The organism is Streptomyces sp. NPDC087859 (assembly GCF_044742595.1).
GTDB classification, from domain to species: Bacteria; Actinomycetota; Actinomycetes; order Streptomycetales; family Streptomycetaceae; genus Streptomyces; species Streptomyces canus_F.
This window is the reverse complement of sequence record NZ_JBIUUU010000004.1, coordinates 152,204-169,961: the sequence shown is the minus strand read 5'-3', so window position 1 is coordinate 169,961 and position 17,758 is coordinate 152,204. Positions and strand designations below refer to the sequence as shown.

The 17,758-nt window shown below is 73.4% G+C and carries 18 protein-coding genes; 9 read left to right on the top strand and 9 right to left on the bottom strand.

What is annotated here, in order from left to right:
* Nucleotides 1-6: 6 nt before the first annotated feature.
* Complete coding sequence (locus ACIOHP_RS10915; protein ID WP_046259101.1) at nucleotides 7-390, bottom strand: cold-shock protein; 384 nt, start codon at nucleotides 388-390, stop codon at nucleotides 7-9.
* A 164-nt stretch (nucleotides 391-554) separates the two neighbouring features.
* Here ACIOHP_RS10915 and ACIOHP_RS10910 point away from each other — a divergent pair, with 164 nt between their 5' ends.
* Nucleotides 555-803, top strand: coding sequence for a hypothetical protein (locus ACIOHP_RS10910; RefSeq protein WP_351683214.1), 249 nt, complete (start codon nucleotides 555-557; stop codon nucleotides 801-803).
* On the opposite strand, the gene ACIOHP_RS10905 is transcribed toward ACIOHP_RS10910, so the two are convergent.
* Together ACIOHP_RS10905 and ACIOHP_RS10900 are read right to left on the bottom strand one after the other, a co-directional pair.
* Nucleotides 782-1,423: a haloacid dehalogenase-like hydrolase gene (locus ACIOHP_RS10905; protein WP_361538537.1), complete on the bottom strand. Its 642-nt coding sequence runs from the start codon at nucleotides 1,421-1,423 to the stop codon at nucleotides 782-784. The two genes, ACIOHP_RS10910 and ACIOHP_RS10905, sit on opposite strands and share 22 nt — an antisense overlap.
* A gap of 23 nt (nucleotides 1,424-1,446) precedes the next feature.
* Nucleotides 1,447-2,460, bottom strand: coding sequence for a hypothetical protein (locus tag ACIOHP_RS10900; protein ID WP_401885633.1), 1,014 nt, complete (start codon nucleotides 2,458-2,460; stop codon nucleotides 1,447-1,449).
* A gap of 153 nt (nucleotides 2,461-2,613) precedes the next feature.
* On the opposite strand from ACIOHP_RS10900, the gene ACIOHP_RS10895 reads away from it, so the two are divergent.
* Nucleotides 2,614-5,133 (top strand): helicase-associated domain-containing protein, encoded by a 2,520-nt coding sequence (locus ACIOHP_RS10895; protein ID WP_401885631.1) that lies wholly within the window; start codon nucleotides 2,614-2,616, stop codon nucleotides 5,131-5,133.
* A gap of 117 nt (nucleotides 5,134-5,250) precedes the next feature.
* On the opposite strand, the gene ACIOHP_RS10890 is transcribed toward ACIOHP_RS10895, so the two are convergent.
* Nucleotides 5,251-5,799, bottom strand: coding sequence for a hypothetical protein (locus ACIOHP_RS10890; protein ID WP_401885628.1), 549 nt, complete (start codon nucleotides 5,797-5,799; stop codon nucleotides 5,251-5,253).
* A gap of 147 nt (nucleotides 5,800-5,946) precedes the next feature.
* Here ACIOHP_RS10890 and ACIOHP_RS10885 point away from each other — a divergent pair, with 147 nt between their 5' ends.
* A complete protein-coding gene (locus tag ACIOHP_RS10885) occupies nucleotides 5,947-7,605 on the top strand; it encodes a DNA repair helicase XPB (protein ID WP_361538545.1) in 1,659 nt (552 codons plus the stop codon).
* Between the two features lie 15 nt (nucleotides 7,606-7,620).
* Here ACIOHP_RS10885 and ACIOHP_RS10880 read toward each other — a convergent pair whose 3' ends face one another.
* Nucleotides 7,621-7,803 (bottom strand): hypothetical protein, encoded by a 183-nt coding sequence (locus tag ACIOHP_RS10880; RefSeq protein ID WP_401885624.1) that lies wholly within the window; start codon nucleotides 7,801-7,803, stop codon nucleotides 7,621-7,623.
* Nucleotides 7,804-8,072: 269 nt separating this feature from the next.
* Between ACIOHP_RS10880 and ACIOHP_RS10875 the strand changes: the two genes are divergently transcribed.
* A complete protein-coding gene (locus tag ACIOHP_RS10875) occupies nucleotides 8,073-10,118 on the top strand; it encodes a HelD family protein (protein ID WP_401885622.1) in 2,046 nt (681 codons plus the stop codon).
* 319 nt (nucleotides 10,119-10,437) lie between these two features.
* Here the strand turns inward: ACIOHP_RS10875 and ACIOHP_RS10870 are convergent, their stop codons facing one another.
* A complete protein-coding gene (locus tag ACIOHP_RS10870; RefSeq protein ID WP_401885619.1) occupies nucleotides 10,438-11,148 on the bottom strand; it encodes a copper homeostasis protein CutC in 711 nt (236 codons plus the stop codon).
* A 122-nt stretch (nucleotides 11,149-11,270) separates the two neighbouring features.
* On the bottom strand, nucleotides 11,271-11,936 hold the full coding sequence (locus ACIOHP_RS10865; protein WP_401885616.1) for a maleylpyruvate isomerase family mycothiol-dependent enzyme: 666 nt from the start codon (nucleotides 11,934-11,936) through the stop codon (nucleotides 11,271-11,273).
* 63 nt (nucleotides 11,937-11,999) lie between these two features.
* On the opposite strand from ACIOHP_RS10865, the gene ACIOHP_RS10860 reads away from it, so the two are divergent.
* Complete coding sequence (locus tag ACIOHP_RS10860; RefSeq protein ID WP_401885613.1) at nucleotides 12,000-12,647, top strand: hypothetical protein; 648 nt, start codon at nucleotides 12,000-12,002, stop codon at nucleotides 12,645-12,647.
* A 27-nt stretch (nucleotides 12,648-12,674) separates the two neighbouring features.
* The gene (locus ACIOHP_RS10855; RefSeq protein ID WP_401885611.1) at nucleotides 12,675-13,742 is read left to right on the top strand and encodes a GNAT family N-acetyltransferase; all 1,068 of its coding nucleotides are present in this window, start codon (nucleotides 12,675-12,677) and stop codon (nucleotides 13,740-13,742) included.
* 7 nt (nucleotides 13,743-13,749) lie between these two features.
* Here the strand turns inward: ACIOHP_RS10855 and ACIOHP_RS10850 are convergent, their stop codons facing one another.
* On the bottom strand, nucleotides 13,750-14,028 hold the full coding sequence (locus tag ACIOHP_RS10850; protein ID WP_361538558.1) for a DUF4031 domain-containing protein: 279 nt from the start codon (nucleotides 14,026-14,028) through the stop codon (nucleotides 13,750-13,752).
* A complete protein-coding gene (locus tag ACIOHP_RS10845) occupies nucleotides 14,025-14,420 on the bottom strand; it encodes a hypothetical protein (protein WP_401885608.1) in 396 nt (131 codons plus the stop codon). Before ACIOHP_RS10845 ends, ACIOHP_RS10850 begins: the two co-directional genes overlap by 4 nt.
* 55 nt (nucleotides 14,421-14,475) lie before the next feature.
* Between ACIOHP_RS10845 and ACIOHP_RS10840 the strand changes: the two genes are divergently transcribed.
* From ACIOHP_RS10840 to ACIOHP_RS10830, 3 genes are read left to right on the top strand one after another with little or no spacing between them, the layout of a single operon-like run.
* A complete protein-coding gene (locus ACIOHP_RS10840) occupies nucleotides 14,476-15,399 on the top strand; it encodes a MurR/RpiR family transcriptional regulator (RefSeq protein WP_401885605.1) in 924 nt (307 codons plus the stop codon).
* 45 nt (nucleotides 15,400-15,444) lie between these two features.
* A complete protein-coding gene (gene murQ / locus ACIOHP_RS10835; RefSeq protein WP_361538564.1) occupies nucleotides 15,445-16,380 on the top strand; it encodes an N-acetylmuramic acid 6-phosphate etherase in 936 nt (311 codons plus the stop codon).
* A gap of 15 nt (nucleotides 16,381-16,395) precedes the next feature.
* On the top strand, nucleotides 16,396-17,745 hold the full coding sequence (locus ACIOHP_RS10830) for a PTS transporter subunit EIIC (RefSeq protein ID WP_401885602.1): 1,350 nt from the start codon (nucleotides 16,396-16,398) through the stop codon (nucleotides 17,743-17,745).
* Nucleotides 17,746-17,758: the final 13 nt, after the last annotated feature.

Genomic DNA, 17,758 nt, shown 5'->3' with positions numbered 1-17,758 from the left:
GCAGTTCTATACGTCGAGCTGGTCGGCGACGGCTCGCAGCAGGCCCGCGATCTTCCCGCCGGCGGCCTTGTCGGGGTAACGGCCCCTTTCGAGCATCGGTGTGATGTTCTCGAGAAGGGTCGTCAGATCCTGGACGATGGAGGCCAGCTCGTCCGGCTTCTTACGGGTCGCGGCCGCGACCGACGGGGTCGGATCGAGGACGACTACGGAAAGGGCCTGGTCACCGCGCTGCCCGGCGACGACCCCGAACTCCACTCGCTGGCCCGGCTTCAGGGCCTCGACTCCGGCGGGGAGGACCGAGGAATGGACGAAGACGTCACCGCCGTCGTCGCGGGAGAGAAAGCCGAAGCCCTTCTCGCTGTTGAACCACTTGACCTTGCCGGTAGGCACGTCTGTTCCTCGTCCTCGTACTCGTCGGAAAACTGCTTCTGAAACGGCTCTTGATAGCACTGGGGCGGGTCGTCGGGACCCGCCGGTACCAAGGCTAATGGTCTTCAGGCCGGTGACAAGACGTCGCCCGGTTGTTCCTTCGGGCAGGGAACTACCCTGGTCCGGTGCGTGACAAAACCCAAACGAATTCCGCCGCGCCCGGTGACCGACTGATCCGTGCCGGAGCCATCGTGTTCTTCATCGGTACGGTGGCCACACTCGTCACCGTGGCCCCGCTGCTTCTTGGAACGACGCCCTTTCCGACGTACATGTTCGGACTGAGCATGCTGATGGGCGTCGGCTTCCTGCTCGCCGGCGCGGGTGTGTTCCAGTCGATCGCGGCGGGGCGGCGTCAGGCGCGGGCCGGACGGTAGCCGGCGAGCCAGTCCGGGAACCGGGTGAGGTCGGCGAGGACCACGTCCGCGCCGGCCGCGGTCAACTCCGCCGCGCTGCACGGGCCGGTGGCCACGGCGACCGAGAGCGCCCCGGCGGTCCGGGCGCCGCGTACGTCCCCGAGGTGGTCGCCGACGTAGACGCTCGCGCCGTGCTCGCGCAGCGCCACCGCCTTCTGCTCGGCCCACAGGTCGCCGATCACCGCGTCGGGGTCGAGGCCGAGGTGCTCCACGTGCAGCTTGGCGCTGGGCTCGTACTTCGCGGTCACGACGATCGCCCGCCCACCGGCCGCCCGCACGGCGGCGATCGCCTCACGGGCGCCGTCCATGGCGGGCGTCGCGGTGATCGCGATGGCCGGGTACAGCGACCGGTAGAGGTCGGCCATGGCCGGGATCTCGTCCGCCGGGAACCAGTGGGCCAGTTCCTCCGCCAGCGGGGGCCCGAGCCGGGTGATCGCGAGGTCGGCGTCGATGTACGTCCCGGTCCGCTCGGACAGTTCCAGGTAGCAGGCCCGGATGCCGGGGCGGGAGTCTATGAGGGTCATGTCGAGGTCGAAGCCGACGGTCGGGGCGGAGATGGGTGCAGTGGCCATATGGGCCATTGTGCCCAGCCGGTACGACCGTCCTACCGCTGCCTCTGGGATCGCCAGACGAGGAACAGGGCCGACGCGACGGCCGCGCCCCGGATCACCCACGGCCAGGTGTCGGCGATCGCGTCACTCATGTGCCCCTTGACGATGGGGTCGCCCCAGCGGCCCTCGGTGCGGCCCCACAGCCACACGACCCCGGCGGTGAGCGCCAGGCCCGGCAGGAACATCACCGCCCACTTGGTCTCCGCCTCGGTCAGCCGCCGCGAGGCGTAGGCGATGAGCCAGCCGAGGAGAAGGACGACGAGGTTGCCGAGGACCGACCCCACGACGAGGAGACCCGCGGCGATCAGCAGGAGAGGGTTGGTCCACTTGCCCCTGGGGAGGGAGAGCAGCCGGCGGCGCGTGACGGGGACCTCGTCGGCCTCGACCCCGGCCTCAGTCGCGGGCCCGGCTTCCGGCGCCTTCTCGACGACCGGCTTCGGCTCCTGCTCGCGCGGCGGCGGCTTGAGCAGCTCCGGGATCTCCACACCGCCGACGAACCCCGCCGGGAGACTCTCCCCGACCCCGAACGGGGTGCTGTCCGTGCGCCACCAGTCCGGCTGGAGCGCGCTGTTCCCGATCTCGGCCTCGCTGGCGAGGTGGGGCGGCACGGGTGCCTCGTCCACCGTCTCGGCGGGACGCGGCTTGGGGACGGGGACGATACGGCGCAGCCCCTTGGGGCGGGGGGTGCCGGTGTCCCGGTCCCGCTGCGCGGGTACGGCGGTGGGGGCCGGGGTGGCCCGGGCCTGCGGTACGGCGTCGGCCGTGCCTCCCCCCGAGGAGGTACCCCCGGCCGCGCTGACGACGTCGTCGGGGCTGCCGAGCCGGGCGATGATCCGGCGCACGGCCGCGGGACTGTCCACGGGCACCTTCGCCCGGCGCCGGTCGATCTCGTTGCGCAGCTCCGAGACCAGGCGCATCCGGGTGCCGGACGGCAACTGCCGCTGCTGGGCCACGTCCCCGACGCGGCTCAGATACTCGTAGACGACCTGGTCGCTCTCGATACCCACGAAGTCCCTCCGGGGGGCGGCGCGTTGAATCCCCGGGGATGACCGTATCGCGCGGGACGCGGCCGACGTGGCCACGCGCGGCCGTGCCGTCGGCCGGCTCCCGACCCACGGACCCGCACCTCGCCGTCGCACCCACCCGCTAACGTGGGTCGGATGAGCACCTCGGCCACACCGCCCCGCTCCCTCGCAGAGGCTCTCCGCGTCCGGGACGACGCCTCACTGGGCGCGCTCCTGCGTGCCCGCCCCGATCTCATCACCCCCGTCCCCACCGACCTCACCCAGCTCGCCACGAGGGCCGGCACCCGCGCCTCGGTCGTGCGTGCTCTGGAGCGCCTGGACCGGTTCGCGTTGCAGACCGCGGAGGCGCTGGCCGTGGCGGGGGAACCGGCGTCGTACGCCGAGTTGCTGGGGCTGCTGGCGGGGGACACCGGGGCGCCCGCCGTCGCCGGAGCGCTGCCGCGTGCCCTCGGGACCCTGCGGGAGCAGGCGCTGGTGTGGGGCGAGGACGAGCGGCTGCGGCTGGTGCGGACCGCGCGGGAGCTGCTGGCGCCCTCGCCGCAGCATCCGTCGCCGACGGGGCTCGGGCCGACGGTGCAGGAGGCCACGGCGGGGATGTCGCCGGGCCGGATCCAGGAGATCGTGACCGCGGCCGGGCTGCCCTCGACGCACGACTCGGTGACCGCCGTCGCCGCGTTGACCGGGCTGTTCACCGACCGCGAGCGGATGGCGGCGCTGCTCGCCGGCCTCCCGGAGGAGTCCCTGGAGGTACTGCGGCGCCTGGTGTGGGGGCCGCCGTACGGGCAGGTCACGGCGGACCCCGCGGTCCGGCTGCGGCGGCTCCTGGACGTGGGGCTGCTGCTGCCGACGGCGCCCGGGACGGTCGTACTGCCGCGGGAGGTGGCCCTGCATCTGCGCGGCGGGCTCGCGCACCGGGTCACCGAACCGCTGCCGCCGGCCGTCGAGCCGGTCGCCACGCACCGTCCGCAGGTGGTGGACGCGACGGCTGCCGGACAGGCGTACACCGCGCTGGCGACGGTGGAGGAGCTGCTGAAGGACTGGGACGAGGGCGGCCCCGTGGTGCTGCGGGCCGGCGGTCTGAGCGTCCGCGACCTCAAGCGGACCGCCGTCGCGCTGGACGTGTCCGAGCCGGTCGCCGCGTTCTGGGTCGAGCTCGCCTACGCGGCCGGTCTGATCGCCTCCGACGGGGAGGCCGACGAGCGGTACGCGGCGACCCCGGCCTACGACGAGTGGCTGGAGCGGCCCTCGGCCGAACGCTGGGTGCGGCTCGCGGAAGCCTGGCTGACGGCGACCCGGACGGCCGGCCTGGTCGGCGGCCGGGACGCGAAGGACCGCACCCTGTCCGCGCTGGGCCCGGGCCTGGACCGCAGCGCCGCCCCGGAGGTGCGGCACCGGGTGCTGACCCTGCTGGCCGGTCTCCCGGAGGGTGCCTCGCCGTCCGTGGAGTCCGTGCAGGCGCGGCTGCGCTGGGAACGGCCGCTGCGAGGCCCCCAGCGGGACGACGACCTGCGGTCACGGCTCACCGAGTGGGCGCTGAGCGAGGCGGAACTGCTGGGTGTCACGGGACGCGGAGCGCTGTCGGCCCAGGGACGGGCACTGTGGGGGGCGGCACCGGCGAGGGCTCCTCGCGAGGAGCCGTCGGGCCCCGGCGACAAGCTGCCCGTCCACCACCACACCGCGCCCCCGGCGGAGCTCCTCTCCCCGACCGAGCAGGCCGTGGCCTCCGCCGCGGCCGCCCGTCTCCTCGCCCCGCTCCTGCCCGAGCCCCTGGACCATGTCCTGCTCCAGGCCGACCTCACCGCAGTGGCCCCGGGCCCGCTTCAGCGCCACCTGGCGGACGTGCTCGACGTGCTGGCGGACGTGGAGTCGAAGGGCGGGGCGACGGTGTACCGGTTCACGCCGGGCTCGGTACGCCGGGCGCTGGACGCCGGGCAGGCCGCCTCCGACCTGCACGCCTTCCTCGCCGCGCACTCCCGCACCCCGGTCCCGCAGCCGCTGACGTATCTGATCGACGACGTGGCCCGCAGACACGGCCATCTGCGCATCGGCGCGGCCTCGGCCTATGTCCGCTGCGACGACGACGCCCTGCTGAACGAGATCCTCGCCGACAAGCGGGCCGCCGGCCTGGGCCTGCGCCGACTGGCCCCCACGGTCCTGGCGGCCCAGGCCGATCCGGCCGCGCTCCTGGAGGGGCTGCGCCAGATGGGCTTCGCGCCGGCCGCCGAGTCCGCCGAGGGCGACGTCCTGATCGCCCGCGCCCACGCCCACCGCACCCCGCCGCGCACGGCGCCGGAGCCCGTCCCGGACGGCCCGCCGGTGCCGGACGCCACACTCCTGTCGGCCGCGATCCGCGCGATCCGGGCGGGCGACCTGGCCTCCACGACCCCGCGCAAGGAGAGCCCCGACCACGGCACCACCGGCGAACTCCCCCGCACCAGCTCCGCCGAGACCCTCGCCACCATGCAGGCCGCCGTCCTCACCAACGAGGCCCTGTGGATCGGCTACGTCAACGCCGAGGGCTCCGCCAGCCAGCGCGTCATCGCCCCGATCCGCGTCGAGGGCGGCTTCGTGACGGCGTACGACCACACGGCGGACGAGGTACGGACGTATCCGCTGCACCGGATCACGGGGGTGGCGGAGCTGGCGGACGACTAGCACCAGGCCATGGAAGGCGGCGCAGTCGCCCTTCCAGGGGCGCGGGGCCGTATCGCGATATGCGGCTCCGCCGCGTGGGCGCGACCAGCCACGACGGCGCCGCAGACACAGCCGGCCTCAGCAGTCGCCGACCGGGGCGTCCTCCGGCAGGCCGAAGTACACGCGGGCCTCCGCCTCCAGTTCCGCCGACGACATGGCGTCCTCGGTCGCGTGCTCGGCGAAGAAACCGAAGTGGGCCTCCGTCCACTCCGCGTTCCCGGCGCCGTCCGGCGGCTCCTCCCGGGAGACGACCCGGTAGCCGTCGTCCGGGCCCCGCTCCAGCCGCACCACCTGCGGGTACCGCCCGCCACCGCACTCCAGCAGCACCTGGTCGCGCGCCCCGTACTCCATGCACAGCGTGTTGACGCCGGCCCGCACCCGCCCGCCGTGCTCGGCCAGCTCGAGCGCTTCCGCCCGGCAGAACCACCGCGCCCTGATCCCGGGCACCGTCTCCCCGTACCCGCTCCCCCGCGAGTCCGCCGCGAGCCGCGCCTCGATCACCGGCCGCACCTCGCCCCACAGCCGCCCGTCCACCCCGGGCGGCCACATCACCCAGGTGCCCGTGCCCACCAGCACCAGCAGGGCCCCCACCCCGGTCGCCCAGCCGCGCACCGACAACCCCGTCATGCCCCCACCCTCCGCACATCGCGCCCGGTGCGCTGCTCGCCCGGTCAGACGGCCGACGGTGGCGCAGGGTTGCCCAGGACGGGCCCGCCGCATCGGCGCGCGGTACGGCACACTGGAGGTTTGGCCGTGCCGAAGGGAAGTGCGTAGGTGAACGGACCGCTGATCGTCCAGTCCGACAAGACTCTGCTCCTGGAGGTCGACCACGAGCAGGCCGACGAGTGCCGTCGGGCCATCGCGCCGTTCGCGGAGCTGGAGCGGGCGCCGGAGCACATCCACACCTACCGGGTGACGCCGCTGGGGCTGTGGAACGCCCGGGCCGCCGGGCATGACGCCGAGCAGGTCGTCGACGCTCTGGTCCAGTACAGCCGGTATCCGGTGCCGCACGCGCTGCTCGTCGACGTCGCCGAGACCATGGACCGGTACGGGCGGCTGACGCTCAGCAAGCACCCCGCGCACGGGCTGGTGCTCACGACCACCGACCGGCCGGTGCTGGAGGAGATCCTGCGCTCGAAGCGGATCGCTCCGCTCGTCGGTGCCCGGCTCGACCCCGACACCGTCGCCGTGCACCCCTCCGAGCGCGGGCAGATCAAGCAGACCCTGCTGAAGCTGGGCTGGCCGGCCGAGGACCTCGCGGGGTATGTCGACGGCGAGGCGCACCCGATCGAGCTGGCCGAGGACGGATGGGCGCTGCGGCCCTATCAGAAGCAGGCCGTGGAGAACTTCTGGCACGGCGGCAGCGGGGTCGTCGTCCTGCCCTGTGGCGCGGGCAAGACCCTCGTCGGTGCCGGGGCCATGGCGCAGGCGAAGTCCACCACCCTCATCCTCGTCACCAACACCGTCTCGGCCCGGCAGTGGAAGCACGAGCTGGTGAAGCGGACCTCGCTGACCGAGGAGGAGATCGGCGAGTACAGCGGGACGCGCAAGGAGATCCGGCCCGTCACCATCGCCACGTACCAGGTGCTCACCACCAGGCGGAAGGGTGTCTATCCGCACCTGGAGCTCTTCGACTCCCGGGACTGGGGACTGATCCTCTACGACGAGGTGCATCTGCTGCCGGCTCCCGTCTTCAAGTTCACGGCGGATCTCCAGGCGCGGCGGCGGCTCGGGCTGACCGCGACGCTGGTGCGGGAGGACGGGCGGGAGTCGGATGTCTTCTCGCTCATCGGGCCCAAGCGCTTCGACGCGCCCTGGAAGGAGATCGAGGCGCAGGGGTACATCGCGCCCGCCGACTGTGTCGAGGTCCGGGTCAATCTCACCGACTCCGAGCGGCTCGCGTACGCCACCGCCGAGCAGGAGGAGAAGTACCGCTTCTGTGCGACGACCGCGACGAAGCGGAAGGTCACGGAGGCGCTGGTCAAGCGCTTCGCCGGGCAGCAGACCCTGGTGATCGGCCAGTACATCGACCAGCTCGACGAGCTCGGCGAGCATCTGAACGCGCCCGTCATCAAGGGCGAGACCTCCAACGCCCAGCGCGAGAAGCTCTTCGACTCCTTCCGGCAGGGCGAGATCAGCGTGCTGGTGGTGTCGAAGGTCGCGAACTTCTCGATCGACCTGCCGGAGGCGACGGTCGCCATCCAGGTGTCGGGCACCTTCGGGTCCCGGCAGGAGGAGGCGCAGCGTCTGGGCCGGGTGCTGCGGCCGAAGGCGGACGGGCACCAGGCGCACTTCTACTCCGTCGTCGCCCGGGACACGATCGACCAGGACTTCGCGGCGCACCGGCAGCGGTTCCTGGCGGAGCAGGGGTACGCCTACCGGATCGTGGACGCGGACGAGCTGCTGGCGGGGGACAAGGGCACCGAGGGCTGACGGCCGCCGGGCGTCCTACCTGCGGCGGACGCCCGCCTCCTCGGCGTACTCGCCGCGTATGACCACGTCGAAGGCGGCGCCCGCGAAGACGCGGATCGCGCGCAGGGCGTTGCCGAGGCGGTGGCCGGCGTGGCCGTCGGAAAGGGAGGTCGCTCCGGAAGGGCGACCGGGGGCTGGGGTGAAGGTCGCTGCACTCATGGCTCCATGGTGGCTCCCGAGGCATAAGGAGGGCATCGGCCTCAAGGCCCCACTTCCTGTGCTACCTGGGTACACCCTGGGGGTGGAGTCTCCCCCGGCGGACCGAGGGGCGATCCCCTAGGGGGCGCGGAAAACGGTTGGCCCTCGCACCCGCCGTCCCTCTAGAATCCCCGCTCTTGCCCGCCTCCCACCCGGAGTGCCGCCGACCGGACGGAAACCGGTCGGCATGCCGCAGCACCGCAGCCCGCAGCACCTTCGGAGGCACCCCCTTGTCCACGCCCGTCGACGACCCCCTCGGCCGCGAACGCTCCCACCTCGCCGAGTCCCGGGCCGCCCTGCGCGCCATGCGTGAGGACGCCGAGTCCCTCGACATCAGCGACGTGACCGCGAACTGGGTCAACGCCCAGATCCTGGAACGCCAGATCGGGGAGCGCATCAAGGCGCTGGCCGACCTCAGCGACACCCCCCTGTTCTTCGGCCGCCTCGACTATCTGCACGCGCCCGGTGTCGATCTGGCCGAGGGCGCGGAGGGTGAGCGCTTCTACATCGGGCGCCGCCATGTGCACGACCAGGGCGGCGACCCCATGGTGATCGACTGGCGTGCGCCGGTCTCGCAGCCGTTCTACCGGGCGTCCAAGAAGGACCCGATGGACATCGCGCTGCGCCGCCGCTTCGGGTACACCCGCGGCGACATCACCGCGTACGAGGACGAGCACCTCTCCGACCCCGCCGAGGCGGCCACCACCAGCAAGCTCCTCCAGCAGGAGATCGAGCGGCCCCGCGTCGGCCCGATGCGTGACATCGTCGCCACGATCCAGCCCGAGCAGGACGAGATCGTGCGGTCCGGGCTCGGTGGGACCGTGTGCGTGCAGGGGGGTCCGGGGACCGGGAAGACCGCCGTCGGACTGCACCGGGTCGCCTATCTCCTCTACGCCCACCGCGAGCGGCTGGCCCGTACCGGCACCCTCGTCATCGGGCCGAACCGGTCCTTCCTGCACTACATCGAGCAGGTCCTGCCGGCGCTCGGGGAGCTGGCGGTCAAGCAGGCCACCGTCGACGACCTGGTCGCCGGGAAGGTCGAGGTGCGGGGCACCGACGAGGCGGCCGCGGCGGTCATCAAGGGCGACGCCCGGATGGCCCAGGTGCTCCGGCGCGCCGTGTACGCGCACGTCACCCGGCCCACGGAGCCGGTCGTCGTCGTGCGCGGGTCGCGGCGGTGGCGGGTCCCGGCCTACGAACTCGAGGACATCGTCGGTGAGTTGCTGGACCGTGACATCCGCTACGGCGCCGCCCGCGACGCCCTCCCGCAGCGCATCGCGCACGCCGTGCTGGTGCAGATGGAGCGTTCCGGGGAGGCCCCGGACGACCGGGTGCAGGACGCGGTGGCCCGCAACAGCGCGGTGAAGGCGGCCGTGAAGGAGATCTGGCCGCCCGTCGACCCGGCCAGGCTGGTGCTGCGGCTGCTGACGGACGCGGACTTCCTCGCCGCACACGCGGACGGGGTCCTCGACGAGGACGAGCAGAAGACGATCCTCGCGGCGAAGCCCGCCCGGTCCGTGAAGTCGGCCAAGTGGTCGGCCGCGGACGCGGTGTTGATCGACGAGGCGACGGACGTCGTCGAGCGCACGCACTCGCTCGGCCATGTGGTGCTGGACGAGGCGCAGGACCTCTCCCCCATGCAGTACCGGGCGGTCGGCCGCCGCTGCACCACCGGCTCCGCGACCGTCCTCGGCGACCTCGCACAGGGCACCACGCCCTGGGCGACCCGGAGTTGGGACGAGGCGCTCGCGCATCTGGGGAAGCCGGACGGGGTGATCGAGGAGCTGACGGCCGGTTTCCGGGTGCCGACGGATGTCATCACGTACGCCTCCCGGCTGCTCCCGCACATCGCGCCGGGCCTGACCCCGGTGGCGTCGGTGCGGGAGAACCCGGGGTTCTTCGAGGTGCGTGAGATCGGCGGCACGGCGGAAGTCGTCGCCGCCTGCGAGGAGTTGCTGGCCAACGAGGGCTCGACCGGTCTGATCGCGGCGGATGCCCGGATCCCGGTGCTGGCGGAGACGCTGGCGGCGGCGGGCATCGGGTATCTCGCGCCGGGCGAGGAGACGACCGAGGAGACCCGCCTGACGTTGGTCCCCGCGTCCCTCGCCAAGGGTCTGGAGTACGACTACGTGGTCCTGGACGAGCCGCAGGCGGTGGTGGACGGCGAGCCCGACGAGCGCACGGGTCTGCGACGCCTGTACGTCGGGCTCACGCGAGCGGTGTCGGGGCTGATCGTGACCCACGCGGGGCCGCTGCCGCGGGAACTCGCGGGGTGATCACGGGATACCGGGTGCCGCTCGGGGTACGTCGCCGGGTGCCGGCGGGTGGGGGCTTGTCGCGCAGTTCCCCGCGCCCCTAGGTGGGTGCCGGCAGCGCCTGTTCAACAGTGCGCGGCGCCTCTGGGCCGAGCAGTCAGCGTGCGTCGCCGGGTGCGGGGGCGTGGGGGCTTTTCGCGCAGTTCCCCGCGCCCCTGGGTGGGTGTCCGCAGCGCCTGTTCAGCGGTTCGCGGCGCCTCTGGGCCGAGCAGTCAGCGTGCGTCGTGGGGGCTTGTCGCGCAGTTCCCCGCGCCCCTGGGTGGGTGCCGGCGGCGCCTGTTCAGAGGCGGCCCTGGCCGACCTCGCCGTCCAGCGCCCTGCGCCACTCCGCCACCGCCTCCGTCGAGACCGGGTGCTGCCAGCCTTCCGGTCTTGCCGCTCCGCCGATGTGGAAGGCGTCGATGCCGGCGGTGAGGAGGGTGGGTACGTGGTGGAGGGTCAGGCCGCCGCCGACCAGGAGTCGCTGTTCGTATCCGGGCTCCCCGCGCCGCGCCGCCTCGGCGAGCAGCGTGGGGAGTCCGTCGTCCACGCCGGACGCGGATCCGGCCGTGAGGTAGGTGTCCAGGCCGGGCAGATCCGCCAGCTGTTTGCGCAGGGCGTCCCGGTCGGTGGCGTGGTCGATGGCGCGGTGGAAGGTCCAGCGGCACCCGTCCAGCTCGGCGACCACGCGCTCCACGGCCCCCAGGTCCACACCGCCGTCGGCGTCGAGGAAGCCGAGGACGAACTCGCGCGCCCCGGCCTCCCGCAGCTCGCGCGCGGCCCGGACCACCCGGGAGACGTCCCCCGCGTCGAAGCCGTCCGCGAGCCGCAGCATGACCCGCAGCGCGATGTCGACGGCCCCGCGGATCCCGGCGAACGTCCGGGCCGTCGGGGTCAGCCCGTCGGCCGCCATGTCGGTGACCAGCTCAAGGCGGTCCGCGCCTCCGGCCTGGGCGGCCACCGCGTCCTCGACGTCGAGGGCGATCACCTCCAGGACTGCACGCTTGCTCATGGGACCCCATTCGTCGGCGGTGGAAGGGCAGGAAAAACGGCGGCTACAGGTCTAGTCCAATCTCCAGACTACGCCCGCGGCCGCCGCGCCCGCGACAAGATCGGCCCCGCCCGGGGGAGATCTCAGCCGAAGATGTTCAGCTCCGCCGCCTCCGCCCCGGCCAGCTCGAACGTCCTCCCCGCCACCGGCCGCCCCGCGTACAGCCGTACGAGCGTGGCGGCGTCCCCGATGAACCGCGCCGGGGTCCGCTCTCCCGACACCGCTCCCAGCGTGAGCGGCTCGTCGACGTCGTCGAGGTCGGCGTGCAGCGGCAGCCGCCCCTGCTCCCGGGTGATCCGGGCGAGCAGCGCGAGGGCGTGCGGCAGACCGGGCCCGGCGTACGCGCCCGGCTCCCCGAGGACGTCCCGTACGTCCCCGCCGTGCACCCACTCCCCCACCGCGACCAGGTCCAGCACCCCGCCCGCCTTCGCGATCACCGGGCCCGCCTCGGTCATGCCGCGCTCCAGCTCGTCGACGACCCGCGCGTTGCTCCAGTCGGCGCGCTCGGCGATGTCCCGGTCGTTGCACTCGGGCGAGAACACGCCCTTCTCGAAGCGGCTCTCCACCACCCGCGTCAGCGCGGACGAACAGTGCGCGAGCGTGTCCCGTACGGTCCAGCCCGGACACCCGGCGGTCGGCAGGGCGAAGTCCGCGTCGGGCCGGGACCGCAGCAGCGGGATCAGCGCGTCGCGCTCGGTGGTCAGGAGGAGTCCGGGCAGCTCGGGGTCGCGTACGTCAGCAGAAGTCATGACGCCACACGCTAGAGGCCGACGCCCCGGCCGCGCAGGGGGCGGGCGGGGGAGAATGGACCCATGGCCGATCTCGACGCCCTGCGCACCCGTTTCGTCCACGCCCTGGAAGCAGCCAGGGGCGCCGGATCCACCGGACCCGACCCCGCCCCGTACGCCGACGACCTCCTCGCCCGCTGGCAGGAGCCGCAGCGGCGGTACCACACGCTCGCGCACCTCACCGCGGTCCTCGACCACGTCGACGTACTGGAGAAGTACGCCGACGACCCGGACGTGGTCCGCCTCGCGGCCTGGTTCCACGACGCGGTGTATCTGCCCGAGCGCTCCGAGAACGAGGAGCGGTCGGCGCGGATCGCCGAACGCGCCCTGTCCGAGGCCGGGTTGCCGCAGGCACGGACCGGCGAGGTCGCCCGGCTCGTCCGTCTCACCGTCACCCACGACCCGGCCGACGGCGACCGCGACGGCCAGGTGCTGTGCGACGCGGACCTGGCGATCCTGGCGGCTCCGCCGAAGGCGTACGCCGCCTACACGGCCGCCGTACGCGAGGAGTACGGCTTCGTGCCGAGCGACGCCTTCCGCGAGGGCCGGGCCGCGGTGCTGCGCCAGCTCCTGGAGCTTCCGCGGCTGTTCAGGACGCCGTACGGGCAGGCGGAGTGGGAGGCCACGGCCCGCTACAACCTCGCCGCCGAGCTGGAAATGCTGTCGCCCTGACGGGTCAGGGCCGCTTAGCCTGCCCGCATGACCGACATGGGTGGGGAACGCGTGACCGAGGCCGTCGAGAGCGCCGTGGCGCTGCTGCGGACGGCGGTGGACCGGGACTGGGAGGGGGTGCCGGCCGGCCGGGTGGAGTGGAGCTGCCGGACGACGGCGACACACATCGCGGAGGATCTCATCGCGTACGCGGGGCAGTTGGCGGGCCGGGCGAAGGACGCCTACGTGCCCTTCGAGATCGTCCTCGAAGAGGGCACCGACAACGCCGGCGTCATCCAGGTCATCGAGACGACCGGCGCGCTCTTCGCGACCACCCTGCGCACCACCCCGCGCGAGGTCCGCGCCTTCCACCCCTACCCCTTCCGCAGCGCGGGGCGCGAGGGCTTCGCCGCGATGGGCGTCGCCGAGGTGCTGCTGCACGCGCACGACATCGCGGAGGGGCTGGGACTGGCGTACGAGCCGCCCGCGCATCTCCCCGAGTACGTCCTGACGCGGATCTTCCCGCACGTCCAGCCCGGCCCCGACCTCTGGCGCACCCTGCTGTGGGCCACCGGTCGCGGGGACCTGCCCGGGCGCGCCCCGGTCACCGGGTGGCGCTGGAACAACAACCTCGTCCTCGGCACGGACCGGCTCACCCTGGAGGGCGTCTCGCCGGCCGCCGCCGCCAACCTGGCCGCGGGCGGCTCCGGCGGGTTCGACTGGGTCGTGGGCGGGCCGTTCCAGGGGACGCGGGAGGCGTCCGGGATGGTGCTGAAGGCGTATGAAGCGGGCGTGCACCGGCCGGAGTTCGGCCTGTTCGTCCTCGTCCGCCGGGAGGACGACCTCGCGATCGGCGGCATGGGCTTCCATGGCGCGCCCGACGAGGAGGGCCGGGTGGAGATCGGCTACGACCTCGTGGAGGGGGCCCGCGGCAGGGGCTACGCGACGGAGGCGCTGCGCGAGCTGGCGCGGTGGTCGCTGGCACGGGACGACGTGAACACCCTTTTCGCGACGGTCGAGCGGGCCAACATCCCCTCCCAAGGGGTGGTCTCCCGCGCGGGGTTCGCCAAGGCGAGCGAGGACGCTGAGCTCCTCGCCTACGAACTGGGCCGCTGAGTCCCGGTCACGAACCGGACTGCGGTTCCCGCCCCTTGGGCCTGCGCAGACCCGACGCCGTCAGCAGCCGTACCACCTCACGGCTGCTGACCTCCACGGCCCCGGCGGCCACGACGTCCGCGTACCGGTGCGAGGGGATGTCGTAGTGGTCCCGCTCGAAGGCCCGCCGGGGCACGCCCAGCCCGTCGGCGAAAGCCCGCAGTTCGTCGTAGGACACGTCGCTCACGAGGTGCGACCACATGCGGCCGTGCCCGGGCCAGTCGGGCGGGTCGATGTAGACGGTCACGAGGACGCCGCCCCGCCCGTCGCGGGACCCAGCGACCCCACCGCGGCGACCTTCACCCCCGCCTTGTGGCACACCCAGTACGGATCGGGCCCCAGCTCCGGCTCGACGTCGAGGGCATGCGGATCGTCCGCCTCGCACACCGGGCACAGCGGCCACCGTCCGTACCGCTCCAGCAGCGCGTCCTGGACGTCCTGCGCGACCAGCCCGGCCACGAACTCCACCCCGTCCGGCCACTGCTCCACCCACCAGCGCCGCTGTACGACGGAGTCCTCGACCAGCGACACGACGTCCGCCTCGGCGACCTCGTTCGCGACCAGGTCGGCGAGCACGAGGGCGCGTGCCGCGTGCAACGCCTGCTCCAGGGGGCTGATGGGGTGGCCGGAGGGATCCATGCACCCATTGTGCGCACTCTTGACCCCGACACCGAGCCGAAAATATCTTTCATGAGTGACCCAGGAAGTGAAGGAAATTTTCGGCGGCGGCTCCGGAAGCGCGCCGCCGGCCCCCGCCGCGCTCGCCGCCAAGGTGCGCACCCTCGCCCCTTCCATGACCCGCTCCATGCAGCGCGTCGCCGAGGCCGTCGCCGGCGACCCCGCGGGCTGCGCGGCCCTCACGGTCACCGGCCTCGCCGAACTCACCGGCACCAGCGAGGCGACGGTCGTGCGCACCGCCCGCATCCTCGGCTACCCCGGCTACCGCGACCTCCGCCTCGCCCTCGCCGGCCTCGCCGCCCAGCAGCAGTCGGGCCGCGCGCCCGCGATCACGACGGACATCGCGGTGGACGATCCCCTCGCGGACGTCGTCGCCAAACTCGCCTACGACGAGCAGCAGACCCTCGCGGACACCGCGGCCGGCCTCGACACGGTCCAGCTGGCCGCGGCGGTGACGGCGGCCGCGACCGCCCGCCGTATCGACGTGTACGGCGTCGGGGCCTCCGGTCTCGTCGCCCAGGACCTCACCCAGAAACTGCTGCGCATAGGCCTCATAGCCCACGCCCACCACGACCCCCACCTCGCCGTGACCAACGCGGTGCAGTTGCGGGCGGGCGACGTGGCGTTCGCGATCACGCACTCGGGCGCCACGGGCGATGTCATCGAGCCGCTGCGGGCCGCCTTCGAGCACGGGGCGACGACGGTGGCGATCACGGGCCGGCCGGACAGCCCGGTCACGCAGTACGCCGACCACGTACTGACGACGTCGACGGCGCGCGAGAGTGAACTGCGGCCCGCGGCCATGTCGTCACGGACCAGTCAGCTGCTGGTGGTGGACTGTCTGTTCGTGGGGGTGGCGCAGAGGACCTACGAGACCGCGGCTCCCGCGCTCGCCGCGTCGTACGAGGCATTGGCACATCGACACCGCGGTAAGCCATAAGCCGTAGGCACGCCATCGGATCGCCACCTGAAAGAGCCGCCCCCCATGACTTCCACCTCCCACCCCCGGGCTGTCCGCGCCGAGTTGGAGACCCTGACCACCGAGGCCTTCCGCCCCGAGCTGGCCGAGATCGACCGGCTCCCCACCCTCGACATCGCGCGGCTCATGAACGCGGAGGACGCCACCGTCGCCGCCGCCGTCGCCGCGGGACTGCCCGCCATCGCCGCCGCCATCGAGGACATCGCCGCCCGGATGAGCCGCGGCGGCCGTCTCGTCTACGCCGGTGCCGGCACCGCGGGGCGCCTCGGCGTGCTGGACGCCTCCGAGTGCCCGCCCACCTTCAACACCGACCCCGCGCAGGTCGTCGGCCTGATCGCGGGCGGCCCCGAGGCCATGGTCACCTCGGTCGAGGGCGCCGAGGACTCCAGGGAACTGGCGCGGGCGGATCTCGACGCACTGGAGCTGCGGGCGTCCGACACGGTGGTCGGCGTCTCGGCCTCCGGCCGCACCCCGTACGCGATCGGCGCCGTCGAACACGCCCGCGCCCGGGGCGCGTTGACGGTCGGCCTGTCCTGCAACGCGCACAGCGCGCTGGCGGCCGCCGCCGACCACGGCATCGAGATCGTCGTGGGACCGGAGCTGCTCACCGGCTCCACCCGGCTCAAGGCCGGCACCGCCCAGAAGCTGGTCCTCAACATGCTCTCGACGATCACGATGATCCGCCTGGGCAAGACGTACGGGAACCTCATGGTCGACGTACGCGCCTCCAACGAGAAGCTGCGTGCCCGCTCCCACCGGATCGTCGCCCTGGCCACGGGCGCGGCGGACGAGGAGATCGAGCGGGCCCTGGCGGCCACCGACGGCGAGGTGAAGAACGCCGTCCTGACGCTCCTCACCGGCGTGGACGGCCCCACGGCCGGCCGCCTTCTGGAGGAGTCCGGCGGCCATCTGCGTGCCGCGCTGGCGGCGGCGGGCGGCTGACAGCACGCTCGGTGCGTGAACACCTCGTACGACACCGCCGCGGCGATCCTCCCCCTCGTGGGCGGCCCCGCGAACATCACCTCCGTCGCCCACTGCATGACCCGCCTGCGCCTGGGCCTGGTGGACCGTTCGGCGGTGGACGGGGAGGCGCTGCGGGCGCTGCCGGGGGTGCTGGGCGTGGTCGAGGACGACACGTACCAGATCGTGCTGGGGCCGGGCGCGGTGGCGCGGGTGACGGCCGACTTCGAGGCGCTGCTGCGGAAGGAGACGCAGAAGGCCCGCAACGCGACCCCGGTGAAGCTGGCGCTGCGGCGGGTGGCGAACGTCTTCGTGCCGCTGATCCCCGCGCTCATCGGCTGCGGGGTGCTGGCGGGCCTGAACGGCCTGCTGCTGAACCTGGGCTGGCTCCCGTCGCTCACCCCCGCCCTGGCCGCGATCGCCACCGCCTTCATGGCCCTGATCGCGGTCTTCGTCGGCCACAACACCGCGAAGGAGTTCGGCGGCACACCGGTGCTGGGCGGGGCGGTCGCGGCGGTCGTGGTGTACCCGGGGGTGGCGAAGGTGACGGCGTTCGGGGTGACGCTGGCGCCGGGACAGGGCGGCGTCCTGGGCGCGCTGGCGGCGGCGCTGCTGGGGACGTACGTCGAGAAGTGGTGCCGTAGAAGGATCCCCGGCGCGCTGGACGTCCTCCTCACCCCGACCCTGACGGTCCTCGTCTCCGGCCTGGCGACGCTCTACGTCCTCATGTACGCGGCCGGCGCGGTCTCCTCGGCGATCGGCACGGCGGCGAACTGGCTGCTGACGACGACGGGCGCGTTCGCGGGCGCGGTCCTCGGCGGCCTCTTCCTCCCCCTGGTGATGCTGGGCCTCCACCAGGCCCTGATCCCCATCCACACCACCCTGATCGAACAGCAGGGCCACACGGTCCTCCTGCCCCTCCTCGCCATGGCGGGCGCGGGACAGGTGGGGGCGTGTCTGGCGGTCTACGTCCGGCTGCGCCACGACGAGGCCTTGCGTACGACGATCAGGTCGGCGCTTCCGGCGGGCCTGCTGGGGGTGGGCGAGCCGCTGATCTACGGGGTGTCGCTGCCGCTCGGCCGTCCGTTCCTGACCGCGTGTGCGGGCGGTGCGGCGGGCGGGGCGTTCGTCGGCCTGTTCGCGATGCTCGGCGACCCGGTGGGGTCGACGGCGATCGGACCGTCGGGGTGGGCGCTGTTCCCCCTGCTGGCGGGGCGCGGGGGTCTGGGGACGGCGGTGGCCGTCTACGCGGGCGGGCTGGTCACCGGGTACGCGGTGGGGTTCGTGACGACGTACTTCTTCGGCCTGCGACGACCGCCGGCGACGGCACCGGAGCCCTCGCCCTGACCGCGGGGGCTCC